Origin of the sequence: Pseudoclavibacter helvolus, from assembly GCF_049707175.1 — a bacterium.
Lineage (GTDB): Bacteria > Actinomycetota > Actinomycetes > Actinomycetales > Microbacteriaceae > Pseudoclavibacter > Pseudoclavibacter helvolus_A.
The window spans coordinates 131298-146683 of the sequence record NZ_JBNAFM010000008.1; the positions used below are offsets into that span (position 1 = coordinate 131298).

Here is a 15386-nt window from a genome sequence, read left to right on the forward strand (position 1 = left end):
GATCCGGAACGCGGCAGCGCGCAGTCAACGGCGGCGTTCGGGGTTGCCCGATCGTAGGACTCGCCGCGGACCCGCACGGTTCGGCCGCGTCACCCACCGAAATGGAGTGCAACATTACGACGCGCACGGTGCGCCGGCTTCAAGCGGCGGGCCGATTAGTCTGCTGTTCCATGGAGCTCGAACTCGCAGTCTTCGGCGTCGCAGCGGTCCTCATCATCGTCGCGGTTGCCGCCATCGCCCCGAGGCTCGGCGTCGCGGCGCCCATCCTGCTGGTGCTCGTCGGCATCGGGGTCGGCTATCTCCCCGGTGCGCCCGAGTTCGAGTTCCCGCCCGAGCTGATCTTGACGATCGTCCTGCCGCCGATCCTCTATTCGGCGGCCGTGAACGTGCCGCTCACCGACTTCCGGCGCAACCTGCGCTCCATCACGGGGCTCTCGGTGCTGCTTGTGATCATCTCGGCCTTCGGCAGCGGGCTCCTGCTCTTCGCCCTGCTCCCCGATCTCAATCTCGCGGCGGCGATCGCCCTCGGCGCGGTCATCAGTCCCCCGGATGCGGTGGCCGCGACGGCGGTCGGCAAGCGCCTCGGTCTGCCCCCTCGCCTCGTCACCGTGCTCGAGGGCGAGGGCCTTGTCAACGACGCGACCGCGCTCGTGATGTTGCGGAGCGCGATCGCGGCCACGGCCGGAGCACTGTCGTTCTGGGGCGCCGTTGGCGACTTCGTGCTCGCGGTGACCCTGGCGGTCGTGATCGGCGCGGTCGTCGGGGCGGTCACCGTCTATCTCAGGTCGAAGCTCGACAGCGCAGTGCTCACCACCGCGATTTCGTTCACCGTCCCGTTTCTGGCCTACGTGCCCACGGAGGAGGTCGGCGGCTCGGGGGTGCTCGCGGTCGTCGTCGCCGGACTGGTCACGGGCCACGCGAGCGCGAGCAGGTTCAGCCCGCAGGACCGCATCAGCGAGCGCACGAACTGGCGGACGGCGCAGCTCCTCCTCGAGAACGGCGTGTTCCTCCTCATGGGGTTCGAGCTGTCGTCGCTCATCGAATCCGTCGACGGCGATGCCGACGGCATCGGGCTCCTGCACGCGGTCGCCATCGGGCTGCTGGCGACACTCGCGCTCGTCATCATCCGTGTGCTGTTTGTCATCCCGCTCGTGCTGTCGCTCCGCAGCGAGCAACGGCGTGCGGAGCTCGTCGCGCCGAGGGTCGAGCAGTTCCTCGAGCGGGTCACGGCCCCTGGCCAGCAGACGGCGAAGCCCCGGCTCGTTGATCGTGCGCGTCGGGCAAGCGCGGACTTGGCGTTCTACCGCGATGAGGGGTTGGGCTGGCGGGGCGGCGCGGTGCTCGCCTGGTCCGGGATGCGCGGCGTCGTCACCCTCGCGGCCGCGCAGTCCCTGCCTGCGGATTTCCCGTACCGACCCCAGCTGGTGCTGATCGCCTTCACCGTCGCCATCGTGACGCTCGTCGTGCAGGGCGGCACGCTACCGTTCCTCATCAAGCGCCTCGGCGTGACGGGCACCGACGCCGAGGCCGACGCCCGTGAGCTCGCGAGCCTCGCCGACGAGGTGTTTGAGGTCGCCCAGGAGTCGCTCGCGAACCCAGATCTGCGACGTGCGGACGGCGGCGAGTACGACCCCGAGGTGCTCGAGCACGTGCAGGCGGTTGCCGCTCGCATGGGGCGGGTGCTCGCCAAGCCGACGGAGCTCGGCGAGGGTGCGGAGGACGCGCACGTGCAACGTCGGGAGCTCACGCGCATCCTGCTCGAGAACGCGCAGCTCGCCCTGCTCGACGCACGGTCTGCCGGCAGCTACTCGTCGCGAACCATCGAGCAGGCGCAGTTGCGCCTTGACGCCGAGGCGCTTCGCTTCGGGGGCTCCTGAGCATTCGTGCCCCACGCGACGAGGGGCGCGGACTCAGCCTGAGTCCGCGCCCCTCCCGTACGGCCCAGCGGGCCTCGCACGGCTCCGTGCTAGACGGTGGTCTCCAGCGGGTAGCGCAGCGTCGCCGCAACTTCCGCGCCGTCCACGAGGTCGCCGCGCCTGACGGCCCTGACCTTCGCGCCGTGCTTCAGCGCCCGGGCCGCGATCTCGTCGACGATGGCGTAGGTGTGCGGGCCGGGCGTCTCGGCTCGGGTCAGGGTTCCGTGCTCGTCGAGCTGGCCCTCCGTGGTGGAGTCCATGTCGAAGTAGAGCTCGGCGACGGCGCCCTGCGAGGCGGCCTTCGCGACCTCGTTGATGGAGGTCGTCGCGTGGCCGTTGCTGCGCTTCGTGCCGAACTCCTCCCGCCAGGTGTGGATCTCGCCGCGATAGTGGTCGTCGAGGATCCCGCGGGCCTTCGCGTCGAGCTCACCAGGGGCCAGCGACCCGGGATGCGCGCCGATGCGCTGCTCGAGGAGCCCCGGGTACTCGTTCACGGCCCGGTAGGCCGTGTCGAAATCGCCCGTCGCCGCGAGGATGAGGGGCGCGCCGGACGCGCGGAGGATCGGGATGACCTGCTCCTGGACGATCCGGGCAAAGCGCTCATGCCCGATGCGGTCGCCGGTCGTGCCCTGCGCGCGCTGCCGGTCGAAGCGGCCGCCGGTGGTCGCGTGCTCGAGGACGGTAGGGAGGTCGTCTGGCAGCCCTTCGATCGGCAGCTGTCGCGGCTTCGCGTCGGCCAGCACCTCGAAGAGCGTCACCTCGCCGCGCGAGAGCCCGAGCACGAACCCGCAGTTCGGGAACGTGGTCGCCCGGAGCAGGGCGCCGACGTCGAAGCGGTCGCCGACTGCGACGTGCTGGCTGAGTCGATTCGCGAGGCGGAAGGTGCGAAAGCGGTCGGGCGACGCGAGGATGACCAGCGAGCGAGACTGCGCCCGCCAGAACTCCGGATCCGACTCCAGCTGCTTTGCCGGGTCGAGGATCTTGGCGACGCGTGCCTTGTCGAGGCCGAGCAGCTCGAGCTCCTTCGCCGCCTGGCCGACGGCCGCCCGCAGCTCCAGCCGAAGGGCCTCAGACTCGCTCGGCGAGCTGGACGACGGGATCGCGATGCTGACGCTGCCCTCGCCTCGGTACTCGGTGAGTTCCAGCAGATCTTCATGGGTGGGAATATCACTTGGCAACATCCCTGCACGCTATTGATCCGGCCTGAGAGTTCGGTCACCGTCGAGCGCCTAGACTGACGTGGTTACGCCCCTCCACACCCCTTGTACGGCTCAGGACGCAAATCACATCTATGACAGGTAACGCGACTACTCGCTTCCACAACGTCTCGCTGCTGTCGGTCGCGAGCCGCCTTCCATCGAAGGCCACGGCATCCGCCGACATCGAAGGGAAGCTCGCCGCAGGCCTGAAACGGCTGCGCCTCCCCGGTAACCTCCTCGAGCGCGTCGCGGGCGTGACCGAGCGACGCAACTGGGCGGAGGGCGAGTCGTTCACTGACGCCACCGTCGCCGCAGGCCAGGAGGCCCTCCGCCGCGCGGGCGTCGACCCCAGCGACGTCGGCCTCCTCATCAACACCTCGGTGACGCGCACCCACCTTGAGCCTTCGGTCGCCGTCCGCATGCATCACGGCCTCGGAATGCCGAGCTCGGCCGTCAACTTCGACATCGCGAACGCGTGCCTCGGCTTCGTGAACGGCATGTCACTCGCGGCCCAGATGATCGAGGCGGGCCAGATCAGGTACGCCATCATCGTCAACGGCGAAGACGCCGATGAGATCCAGGTCAACACCGTCAATCGCCTGCAGCGCGACGACATCGGCCGCGAAGACTTCATGAGCGAGTTCGCGAGCCTCACGCTCGGCTCCGGTGCCGCCGCGGCCGTGCTCGGGCGCACCGACGAGCATCCGGAAGGGCATCAGATTCTCGGCGGTGTGACGAGGGCGGCCACGCAGTTCCACGAGCTGTGCGTCGGCAGCGTCCAGGGCATGTTCACGGACGCGAAGGCACTGCTGCGCGGCGGCCTCGACCTCGTGGTCTCTGCGTGGAAAGAAGCGCAGTCCGAGTGGAACTGGTCGTCGATGGACCACTACATCACGCACCAGGTCTCGCGCGTCCACACCAACGCGATCGTGAAGGCGGTCGGTCTCGACGCGAAGCGCGTGCCCACGACGTACCCCACGCTCGGCAACGTCGGTCCCGCATCCATTCCGATCACGCTCGACCTGCAGTCGCCGACGCTGAAGCGCGACGACCGTGTGCTGCTCATGGGCGTGGGCTCCGGGCTCAACACGGCCATGATGGAGCTCAAGTGGTGAGGTCGGCCACACGTCCACCGGCCGGACTCCCCGGCCTGGAGGAGCGGTTCAGCCGCATCGTCGAAACCGAGGGGGTCGGCGAAGACGCCGGGGCCCGCCGCGGCTGGCACCTGCTCGACACCGGGCCCGCCCTCGCCGAGCTCGGCATCGAGCCGGCCGGGACCATCCTGGCCGTCCACGGCAACCCGACCTGGTCGTACCTGTGGCGCTCGCTCGTGCGCGAGTCGGTCCAAGCCGCCGAGGCCGGTGGCACCGCGTGGCGCGTCATCGCCGTCGACCAGCTCGACATGGGCTTCTCGGCGCGCACCGGACTTCGGCGCACGCTCGAGCAGCGCATCCTCGACCTCGGCGCGCTGACCGACGAGCTTGGGCTCACCGGCGACGTCGTGTCGCTCGGCCACGACTGGGGCGGGGTCGTCGCCTTCGGCTGGGCCGTGCGCCACCCGGAGCTACTGACGGCCGTCGCCTCGCTGAACACCGCTGTCGACCAGCCGAGCGACCTGCCGATTCCCGCAGCGCTGCGCTTGGCACGGTTCGGCCCGGTGCTGCGGGCCTCCACATCGACGAGCCCCGCGTTCCTGCAGACGACGCTGGCGCTCGCGAACCCGCCGCTCACGGCCGAGGTGAAGGCCGCCTACGCCGCACCGTACCCAGACCGCGCGTCACGCCTCGGCATCGAGCAGTTCGTCGCCGACATCCCCGTCGACGAGAGCACGACCAGCCACAACGCGCTGCAGGCCGTCTCCGCGGGCGTCGCCGAGCTCGACGTGCCCGCCCTGCTCCTGTGGGGCCCCAAAGACCCGATCTTCACCGACCTGTACCTCGGTGACCTCATGCGGCGCCTCCCCCACGCTGAGGTGCATCGATTCGAGGGCGCAGGCCACCTCATCGCCGAGGATGTGCCGTACGCAACGCACCTGCTGAGCTGGCTTGACGACGTCGCCGCCGGGGTGGCCCGGCGCCGAGCGAAGCCCGCGCCGTCGACCGCGACCGAGGGCGCGACCGAATCCGCACCCGGGTCCGCGCCGATGTGGGCGGCCCTCGAGCAGCACCGGGACGACCCGACGGTCGCGGCCCTCGAGATGGGCCGCGCGCCGGGCGGCGAGGCGCTGAAGGTCTCCTGGCGCCAGCTCGCCGAGCGCGTCGACGAGCTCGCGGCCGGACTCAGCGCGGTCGGCGTTCGGCGAGGCGACCGCGTCTCGCTCCTCGTGCAGCCGGGCGTCACCCTCACGGCCATCGTCTACGCCTGCCTGCGGATCGGCGCGGTTGTCGTGGTGGCGGATGCGGGGCTCGGCGTCACGGGCCTCTCGCGCGCCGTCCGCGGTGCGTGGCCCGACGTCATCATCGGCCAGGTGCCCGGGCTGACCGCGGCGAAGGCGCTCGGATGGCCGGGCCTGCGCATCAGCGCCACGAGCATCCCTGCCGCAAGCCGGGCCGCACTCGGCGTGGCCCACTCGCTCGCCGAGGTGGCTGAGCTCGGGCGTGGTTCGACGCTGCCTGAGGCCCCCGGCCCCGATGACCTCGCCGCCATCCTCTTCACCTCGGGTTCCACCGGCCCCGCGAAGGGCGTCGTGTACACGCATCGCCAACTGCAGGCGGTGCGGGACACGCTTCGCGACACCTATGGCGTGACCGCCGAGTCCGGTCTGGTCACCGGCTTCGCGCCGTTCGCGCTCCTCGGCCCGGCGCTCGGCACGCGCTCCGTGACGCCCGACATGGACGTCACGTCGCCCAGGACGCTCACCGCGACGGCGGTCGCGGATGCCGTGATGGCAGCGGATGCACGCATCGTGTTCCTCTCGCCCGCGGCGATCCTGAACGTCGTCGCGACCGGCGACGAGCTCACGTCGGCGCAGCGCGAGGCGCTCGCCCGCGTGGAGACGTTCCTCTCGACCGGGGCGCCGATCGGTGCTCGCCTGCTCGACGATGCGTGCGCCCTCATGCCGAACGCCGAGGCCCACACGCCGTACGGCATGACCGAGTGCCTTCTCGTCACCGACATCGACCGGGCGTCGATCTCCGCCGCGGCGCTCGCCCCCGACGATGGGGTGTGCGTCGGCACGCCGATCGGCAGCAACCTCGTACGCATCAGCGCGCTCGACGCCGCCGGCGCGGCCACGGGTGCCCCCTCCGAGGATCCCGGGGTGCTCGGCGAGATCCTCATCAGCGCCCCGCACCTCAAGGAGCGCTACGACCGGCTCGCCATGACCGACCGCGCGGCGGCGCGAGACCTGCCGTCGAACGACCGCTGGCACCGCACGGGCGACGTCGGGCATCTCGACGCCGACGGACGGCTGTGGGTTGAGGGGCGTCTCCCGCACGTGTTTGTGACGGCGGATGGTCCGCTTGCGCCCGTCGGCACCGAGCAGGACCTCGAGACGCTGCCGTGGGTCCGCCGCGCCGCGGTCGTCGGCGTCGGCCCGGCTGGCACGGCGCAGGCCGTCGCGGTCCTCGAGACGCGCGAGCCGTCCCGACGAGTCCGGGTCGCAGCGTCGGAGCTGGCCGACGCCCTGCGCGCCTCCACGACGCAGCCGATCGCCGCCGCCCTCATCGTGCCGGAGCTCCCCACCGACATCCGGCACAACTCGAAGATCGACCGGACCGCGCTTGCCGGCTGGGCCGAGCGAGCATTGTCCGGCGAGCGGGTCTCGGCGCCGTGAGGGTTCTCGTCACCGGTGCAAGCGGCATGCTCGGGCGTGCGGTCGCGGTGCAGCTCCGCGACGAAGGCCACGACGTCACGACCATGCAACGCGGGCCGAGCGGTCTTTCCGGAGTGACGGATGCCCTCGGTTCGATCACGGACGACGCTGCGGTCGCCCGCGCGGTCGAAGGGAACGACGCCGTTGTCCACCTCGCGGCGAAGGTGTCGCTGAGCGGCACGGAGGCCGAGTTCGAAGCGGTCAACGTGGCCGGCACCCGGCGGCTGCTGAGACACGCACGGGCGGCGGGCGCGACCCGCTTCGTCATGGTGTCCTCCCCGTCGGTCGCCCATTTCGGCGCGGCCATCCACGGTGCAAGCGCGGACAAGGCGAACCCGCGCCTCGCCCACGGGCAGTACGCGCGGACCAAGGCGGAAGCGGAGCTGATCGCGCTGGCGGAGGACAGCCCGGAGTTTGCGGTCGTTGCGGTCCGCCCGCACCTCGTCTGGGGACCGGGCGACACACAACTCATCGCGCGCATCCTGGACCGGGCACAGCGCGGAACCTTGCCGTTGCTGGGTCGTGGCGCCGCACTCATCGACTCCTGCTACGTCGACAACGCGGCCTCAGCGATTGCCGCAGCGCTCCGACACGCGCCCACGGCACACGGCAGGAGCTACGTCGTCACCAACGGGGAGCCGCGGACCGTCGCCGAGCTGATGGAGGGCATCTGCCTCGCTGGCGGCGCCCCGCCGCCCCGCCTGCGCGTCCCGGCCGGGCTCGCGCGTGCGGCCGGTTCGCTGATCGAGCTCGTGTGGCGCATCCGCCCCGGCCAGGACGAACCGCCGATGACGCGGTTCCTCGCCGAGCAGCTCTCGACGGCCCACTGGTTCGACCAGCGTCAGACGCGCGCCGACCTCCATTGGACGCCAGCGGTCTCCCTCGAGGAGGGGCTCCACCGCCTCGCCGACCACACGGCCACCGCAGCACGCGCCAGCCGCTGACCCGGCCAGGCGCCGTCCTGAACCGGCAGGTCCGGGGTCAGTCCAGCAGCCCGCGCCGCTCGGCGGCTGCGACCGCGGAGCGTCGGTCGCTGGCACCGAGCTTGCGGAACACGCTGCGCAACTGTGCCCTGACCGTGTGCACCGAGACGAAGCGCTCCGTCGCGATCTGCGCGTTCGACCAGTTCCTGCCCACGAGGCGCAGCACCTCGATCTCCGCACTCGACAGTTCCTCGCCGACAGTGGAGTCCGAGAGCGGCCGGGTGTCGTCGGCAGCAACGACCAGCAGGTCGGCGATGCGCTTCGGCAGCCGGTCGTTGATGGAGGCCATGAGCGCGGCATCGCTGCTCGTGGCGAAGCGGAGCGCGAAGCGCGCGTTGCGGTCGTCGAGGCACTGGGTGGCCATGGTGGCGATGCGGTTCGCCGCCGCGTCGAGGTTGCCGAGTCGCAGCATGCACAGCGCCGTGAGGGTGCGACCGATCGAGGCGAAGCGCGGCGCGATCCGAGTGTCGGCGAGCGCAGCCTCGGCGTGCACGAGGGCCTCGCCGGGGCGCCCGTTTGCGAGCTCCACGAGGGCCTTCGAGAGGCTCACGTAGCAATCTCCCTCGGCGCCCGCGTACTCGGCGGCCTTCTGCGCGCGGACGCTCTGGCCCCGGCTCAAGTAGAAGGCGGTCGCCGAGAAGGTGAGGATCGTCGAGGGGAGCCCATCGCGCCAGGAGGAACCGCTCTGCTCGAGCAGCTCGTCGACCTCGGCGATCGGGTCCTCGTCGCCGACGAGGGCCTCGATCAGGATGCGCACGCTGGCGCCCATGTCGTGTGGCAGGACGGTCCTTGGCAGGTCGCGCAACTGCCTCGCCAGGTCGCGCGCCCCGGCCTCGTCGCCGTTGTCGAGCAGGTCGAAGCAGTCGGCGTAGCCCGGCAGGCTGCGTCCGGTGAGCTTGTCGACGTCCGTCTGTCGGACCCCGCAGATCACGCCGAGGATCTCGAGGTGCCGCAGCGAGTCGCGGTCGGTGCGGTTGTAGCTTTCGCCGTGCTCAGCGGCGAGCTCCGCCAGCTCGAGCGCAAACGGGAGGTCGTCTGCGAGGGTGGCCGCCCAGATGAGCACGAGGCAGTCGGCCGCGAAGCGTCCCCTCGCGATGGGCGAGCTGTACAGGGCGTCGAGGAGCTTGCCGTCGACGTCTCGGATGAGGGCTTTGGCGTCGCGCAGGCACCGTTCGGCCGCGACTCGGTCGCCGCCGAACGACGTCGCCAGCGAGTGCCTCGTGATCTGCGAGAAGAGGCCGACGGGGTCGCTCGAGGCGATGCGGGTCGTGGCGATGCTGGACTCGCGCAGGCTGTGCAGCACGCCGCGCGTGGCCCCGAAGCGCCGCCACCGGAACAGGGCGACGAGCAGATGGGTGCTGACAAGGCGCGGGAGCACGCTCGCCGGCGCCTGGAGCATCTCCTCGATGGTCTCACGCGGGGCGTACTCGTAGATGGTGCGGAAGTGTCGTTGCGCGATGGACTCGACCTCGCCCCAGGTCCGCGCGCGCAGCGCCAGGAAGAGCCGTTGCATGACATTGCCCTCGCCGGGGAACGAGGCGACCGCCCGCGCTGCGAGCGCTCGGGCTTCCTGCGGCGATCGCTCTGCGCTGAGGCGACCGAAGGTGTCCGCGTGCCAGACGAACTCGATGTCGAGCGAGATCGGATTGATCTCGGTGGTCCCGTAGGGCGAAGACGCGAGCTGGTCGAACCAGTGATCGCCCATGATGTCGGGCGTGAGCAGGTGCAGGTCCTCCCGGGTGAACCGGCGCAGCACGCTCATCGCACGCATCATCCGGACCGCGTCGACTCGATCCAGCTCAGCCGCGTCGAATCGACGCAGCTCCTGCAGCGTCATGGCCGCGCTGGAGCTGCCGCTCGCGACGGACCACCCCTCGGCGTTCGCCTCGGAGCGGAATCTCTGCAGGGCGATGCGGGTGGTGAGCGGATGTCCGGCCAGCGCGTCGAGCAGCTGGGCTCCGAGCTCGGCCGGCGCTCCCGGCTCGTTGCGTGCGAGCAGCTCGCCCATCTCGCTCGCATCGAAGGCGAGATCGCGCGGCTGCAGGATGAGGCCCTCGGACCCGAGGGTGTAGGCCCAGTTCGGCATTGAGAGCGAGGCGATGAGGAAACGCGCACTGCCGTTCGGGCGCGCGGCCAACCTGATCTGCTCCCAGATCGGATCATCCTGGGCCACGATGACGTCGTCGAGGAGCACGGCGACCTCTTCAGAGCCTGGGCCCTCGGGGAGGCCGTCAAGCACCCGCTGCAGCTCGGCTCGGGAGGCGCACCACATCACGCGCGCTCGAGTTGCTTCGAGTCGGTTCTGCATCTGCCTCAGCAGCGTGGTGCGTCCGCTACCAGGCATGCCGACGATGAACGTGAAGGCGTGCCCGTGCAGCGAAAGGCTCGAGAGCCGATCGCGGTCGGTGACCTGCCACGGATCTCCCACGCGTTGGTCGCCATTGAGCGTGTTGCTGGACATCGTTTTCTCTCCTGCTGATCTTCAGCGCCAGGCGCTGCAGACTCCCCCCAGAGTCTGGCGCACTGCCTCAAGTCGCCCTGCGGCATGACGCCTCGGTCCAACGATACGGTTTTGGGGACAGGTTCGTTGTATATGCCCATACGGCCAGAAGGGCGATTCACCTGATCTCGAGACAAGGTGGGTGTTTTCGTGCCCGTTTTCTCCTATTTCGACTCGCGAATCACGAGAACGACCATCAATTCCCCGGAGATTCTGGGGAATTGGGCCGACGACGCCTAAACTGCGCTCGGGCGTGTCTCGGCGCGCGCGGCGCATCCCGCGGTTCACTGCTGGCATCAGATGCCCAGCACGGCCTTGGCGATCGAGAAGTAGACGATGAGCCCAGTGGCGTCGCAGAACGTGGAGATGAACGGGGTCGAGAACACGGCTGGGTCGACGCGGATGGACTTCGCGACGAGGGGCATGACCCCGCCGACGGTCGCCGAGATGGTGCAGACCGAGAGCAAGGTGAGACCGATCACGGTGCCGATCCCGATGCCGTAGATGATCGTCGCGACCGCGAACGCCACGACGCCCAAGGTGAGGCCGAGCACCACGCCGGTCCGCAACTCCTTGAGCGCGACGGGCCAGGCGTTCCGCGGCCGCACCTCCCCCATCGCGAGTGCCCTCGTGACGGTGGTCGCCGCCTGCGACCCGGTGTTGCCGCCGATGCCCGTCAGCAAGGGGATGAAGAGCGCGAGCGCAACCTGCTGCTCCAGGGTTGCTTCGAACAGCTCGAGAACGCTCACGGTGAGGATGGCCGACACGGCGAGGACAAAGAGCCACACGATGCGCGAGCGCACGACCGTGAACACGGGCGTCGTCAGGTACGGGCGCCGCAGCGGTTCGGACGCTCCCGCGTGCGCCTCATCCTCGTCGCGCGCGGCTTTGACCATACGGTGGGCGTCGTCGCCGGTGAGCAGTCCAACGAGCCGGTTTTCGCTATCGACGATGGGCATGGCGAGCACGCCGCGATCGACGAGCGTGCGGGCGGTCACCTCCGCGTCGTCGTCGGCGTGTGCGTAGAGCGCCGTCGCCATGAACGCCTCGACGCGCTCCTCTGGCGCGGCGAAGAACAGCTCCCTGAGGCTGACGACCCCGCGGAGCTGACGACCGTCGTCGATCACCGGGATCGTGTAGATCGTCTCCGCGTCGCCGCCGCGCTGCTGGATGCGCTCGAGCGCGACGTCGACGCGCTCCTGCGGGTAGACGTGCACGTAGTCCGGGGTCATGCGCCGGCCGACAGAGCCCACGGGGTAGCCCAGGATGATCGCGGTCTCCCCACGCTCACCGGCCGGAAGCTCCTGCACGAGCCGCTTCGCGATCTTCGCCGGCAGCTCGTCCATGAGGGCGACTCGGTCGTCGGGGTCGAGCTCCGCGAACACGCGGGCCACGTCGGCGTCAGAGAGCTGGGCGACGACCTCGCGCTGGGCGGGAGCATCCATTCGCTCGAACACGCTCATCGCCTCGTCCTTCGGGAGCAGGCGGAACGCAACGCCCGCGTCGCGCGCCGGGACTCGCTCCAGGAGCACGGCGACGTCCGGCACCGGCGCGGCGGCCAGTGCGGTCGCGGCCGCGCTGAGGTCGCCCCTGGCGAGGGCGCTGGTCACGAATTCGACGAGGTCGTCAAGGGAGTGGATCGGGGGCATGGAGGAATGCAAGCACATCCAAGCGTCCGCTTCGTGGCCCGCGCCGCAACTGTCGCTACGATCTGGGCATGTATGAAACCATCCGCGTCCGCGGTGCTCGTGAGAACAACCTGAAGGGCGTCGACGTCGACATCCCGAAGCGCAAGCTGACGGTCTTTACCGGTGTGTCCGGCTCCGGCAAGAGCTCGCTCGTCTTCGGCACGATCGCCGCAGAGTCGCAGCGCCTGATCAACGAGACCTACACGGCGTTTGTCCAGTCGTTCATGCCGAGTCTGGCCAGGCCCGACGTCGAAGTACTCGAGGGGCTGAGCGCCTCCATCGTCGTCGACCAGGAGCGGATGGGGGCAAACGCGCGTTCGACCGTCGGCACGGCCACCGACGCGCACACGATGCTGCGCATCATCTTCTCGCGGCTCGGCACCCCGTCGGCCGGCCCCGCAGGCCACTTCAGCTTCAACCTCGCCGAGGGGATGTGCCCGCGCTGCGAGGGCATCGGCCGCGTCACCGATCTCGATCTCGACGAGGTCTTCGACGCGAGCAAATCGCTCAACGAGGGCGCCATCACGATTCCCGGCTATAAGGTCGACGGTTGGATGGTCCGCGGCTACTCGGAAGCCCCATTCCTCGACGGCGACAAGCGCATCGGCGACTACTCGGAGCAGGAGCGCCAGGACTTCCTGTACAAGGAGCCGACCAAGGTCCACATGCCGGCCCTGAACATGAACATGACCTACGAGGGGTTGATCCCGCGCATCCAGAAGTCGATCCTGTCGAAGGACCCCGACTCGGTCCAGCCCGCGATCCGCGCCTTCATGGATCGGGCGGTGACCTTCACGTCGTGCCCGGAGTGCGGCGGAGCGCGACTGAACCAGGCCGCCCTCGCCTGTCGCATCGGCGGCAAGAACATCGCCGACTGCTCGTCGATGCAGATCAGCGACCTGGCGGTCTTCATGGCGGGTGTGCAGGACCCGCAGGTGGCGCCGGCCATCGCGACGCTCCAGGAGACGCTCGACTCGCTCGTGAACATCGGCCTCGGCTACCTGAGCCTCGACCGGGAGTCGGGCAGCCTCTCGGGTGGCGAGGCGCAGCGCGTGAAGATGGTGCGGCACCTGGGCTCGAGCCTGACCGACATCACGTACGTCTTCGACGAGCCAACCGTCGGGCTGCATCCGCACGACATCCAGCGCATGAACGAGCTGCTGCTCAGGCTCCGCGACAAGGGAAACACGGTGCTTGTTGTCGAGCACAAGCCGGAGACGATCGCGATCGCCGATCACGTCGTCGACTTGGGTCCGCGTGCAGGCAGCGGCGGCGGCGAGCTCCAGTTCGAGGGCACCGTCGAGGGGCTGCGGGCGTCCGGCACGCTCACCGGCAAGCACCTGGATGACCGGGTCTCACTGAAGGATCAGACCCGCAGATCGACCGCGAGTCTCGAGGTCCGCGGTGCGACGCGCCACAATCTCAAGGATGTCGACGTGGACATCCCCCTCGGCGTGCTCACCGTGGTGACCGGTGTCGCGGGTTCGGGCAAGAGCTCGCTCATCCACGGCTCCATTCCGAAGTCGGCGAACGTGATCGTCGTCGACCAGACGGCGATCCGCGGGTCGCGCCGGAGCACGCCTGCCACGTACACGGGGGTGCTGGATGCGATCCGCACCGCGTTCGCGAAGGCAAACGGGGTGAAGCCCGGGCTGTTCAGCGCAAACTCGTCCGGGGCGTGCCCGAAGTGCAATGGCCTTGGCGTCATCTTCACGGACCTCGCGATGATGGCGGGGGTCTCGACGGTGTGCGAGGAGTGCGAGGGGAAGCGGTTCCAGGCCGAGGTGCTCGCCTACACGCTCGACGGGAAGAACATCAGCGAGGTGCTGTCGATGTCGATCGCGGAGGCCCACGAGTTCTTCGCGACGGGGCCCGCGAACAAGGTGCTCGCACGCCTCGTCGACGTCGGCCTCGGCTACCTGGGCCTCGGCCAGCCCCTCACGACGCTCTCGGGCGGCGAGCGGCAGCGGCTCAAGCTGGCCATCCACATGGCCGAGAAGGGCGGCGTCTACGTGCTGGACGAGCCGACCACCGGGCTGCATCTCGCCGATGTCCGGCAGCTGCTCGCGCTCCTCGATCGGCTCGTCGACTCAGGTAAGTCGGTGATCGTCATCGAGCACCACCAGGCTGTCATGGCGCACGCCGACTGGATCATCGACATCGGTCCCGGCGCGGGGCACGACGGCGGCGCGGTGGTCTTCCAGGGCACACCGGCCGAGCTCGTCGCCGACGCGTCGACGCTCACCGGCCAGCACCTGGCGGACTACGTCGGCCGCTAGTTGGCCGCCTTAGTCGGCAAGCGCGCCCTCGGTCGGCGCGGCCTGGGTCGGCGCGGCCTGGGCCAGCGCGGCCAGCTCTCGCTCGAGGTTTTGTCTCGCACGCGGCTCCCAGTCGTCGGGGGCCGCGTGCGAGACGAAGAGGCGCGGCGTCTCGAGGAGCGACCGGAGCACTGCTGAGCGGCCGATGCGCCACTGGTCCTCCGACACGTGCGCGAAGTCGCGCCGCACGAGCGCCACGTAGCGCCAGTACCCGTGCTCCGGCCTGGCAAGGACAGCCAGGTCGGCGTCCATGAGTACCTCGCCCGCGACGTCTCCCGCGTCGACGTCGTGCGCGATCGTCGCGAGGACGAGCCGCTCCACGTCGGCCAGCAGGTCGGCGTCGACGCCGAGCGAGCCGAGCCGCTCGACTGCCAGGGCGGCGCTCGCTCGCTCATCTTGCCCGGCGACCCCGTCGTAGACGGCGTCGTGGAACCAGGCTCCGAGCCTGGCCGCGAGGAGCGCGCGTGGGCTGAGGGCCGCCCCGCGGTCGGCCGCGCGCCGCCGCAGGGTGTCGATCGCGTCGAGGACCGCGAGCAAGTGGGTGGCGTTGTGGTAGTGGCGGGAGGGGGCCGACCAGGCGTCCAGCAGCTCGTCCCGGAGCGCATCCGTCGCCCGGGCCCCGGCACCGGTCGAGTCGTTGGCGACGCCGGCGAGCTCGAGCTCGGACCAGCGGCGCACGAGCGTGAGGCGGGCGCGCTTGGGACGCTCGCGCGCCGGCACGCGCACGCCGCCTGCCACGAGTCGACGCACCAGCTCGGACCCGGTCACGGGTACGGCGCCGAGCGCAACGAGCTCGTCGTACAGCTCGGCAGGGACGTCGTAATGGTCGAGATCGAAGGCGCGGCTTCGGATGCCGGCCCTGGCGGCGAAGGCGTGCAACTCCTCGACGGCCGCGTCGGAGACGAGGTGCGAGAACGTGGTGCCGTGCGCGGGCCAGGCGGGTGGATCGATCAGGATGACCATCCAGG

The 15386-nt window shown here is 70.1% G+C and carries 9 protein-coding genes; 5 read left to right on the plus strand and 4 right to left on the minus strand.

What is annotated here, in order from left to right; all coding sequences use genetic code 11:
* The first annotated feature begins 170 nt into the window (after positions 1-170).
* Entirely contained in the window at positions 171-1877 is a 1707-nt protein-coding gene (locus tag ACPYN9_RS08550; protein ID WP_424465679.1) for a cation:proton antiporter, read from the plus strand.
* Between the two features lie 89 nt (positions 1878-1966).
* On the opposite strand, the gene ACPYN9_RS08555 is transcribed toward ACPYN9_RS08550, so the two are convergent.
* Entirely contained in the window at positions 1967-3097 is a 1131-nt protein-coding gene (locus ACPYN9_RS08555; RefSeq protein WP_424465680.1) for a hypothetical protein, read from the minus strand.
* A 110-nt stretch (positions 3098-3207) separates the two neighbouring features.
* On the opposite strand from ACPYN9_RS08555, the gene ACPYN9_RS08560 reads away from it, so the two are divergent.
* From ACPYN9_RS08560 to ACPYN9_RS08570, 3 genes are read left to right on the plus strand one after another with little or no spacing between them, the layout of a single operon-like run.
* Entirely contained in the window at positions 3208-4230 is a 1023-nt protein-coding gene (locus ACPYN9_RS08560; RefSeq protein ID WP_424465682.1) for a 3-oxoacyl-ACP synthase III, read from the plus strand.
* On the plus strand, positions 4227-6890 hold the full coding sequence (locus ACPYN9_RS08565; protein WP_424465684.1) for an alpha/beta fold hydrolase: 2664 nt from the start codon (positions 4227-4229) through the stop codon (positions 6888-6890). The genes ACPYN9_RS08560 and ACPYN9_RS08565 overlap by 4 nt, the downstream gene beginning before the upstream one ends.
* Positions 6887-7873, plus strand: a complete 987-nt coding sequence (locus tag ACPYN9_RS08570) for an NAD-dependent epimerase/dehydratase family protein (protein ID WP_424465686.1) — start codon at positions 6887-6889, stop codon at positions 7871-7873. Before ACPYN9_RS08565 ends, ACPYN9_RS08570 begins: the two co-directional genes overlap by 4 nt.
* A gap of 37 nt (positions 7874-7910) precedes the next feature.
* Here the strand turns inward: ACPYN9_RS08570 and ACPYN9_RS08575 are convergent, their stop codons facing one another.
* Entirely contained in the window at positions 7911-10373 is a 2463-nt protein-coding gene (locus tag ACPYN9_RS08575) for a response regulator transcription factor (protein ID WP_424465687.1), read from the minus strand.
* A 335-nt stretch (positions 10374-10708) separates the two neighbouring features.
* Entirely contained in the window at positions 10709-12061 is a 1353-nt protein-coding gene (gene mgtE, locus ACPYN9_RS08580) for a magnesium transporter (protein WP_424465689.1), read from the minus strand.
* A 68-nt stretch (positions 12062-12129) separates the two neighbouring features.
* Here mgtE and ACPYN9_RS08585 point away from each other — a divergent pair, with 68 nt between their 5' ends.
* The gene (locus ACPYN9_RS08585) at positions 12130-14379 is read left to right on the plus strand and encodes an ATP-binding cassette domain-containing protein (RefSeq protein WP_424465691.1); all 2250 of its coding nucleotides are present in this window, start codon (positions 12130-12132) and stop codon (positions 14377-14379) included.
* Positions 14380-14388: 9 nt separating this feature from the next.
* On the opposite strand, the gene ACPYN9_RS08590 is transcribed toward ACPYN9_RS08585, so the two are convergent.
* Positions 14389-15381: a DUF4031 domain-containing protein gene (locus ACPYN9_RS08590; RefSeq protein ID WP_424465692.1), complete on the minus strand. Its 993-nt coding sequence runs from the start codon at positions 15379-15381 to the stop codon at positions 14389-14391.
* Positions 15382-15386: the final 5 nt, after the last annotated feature.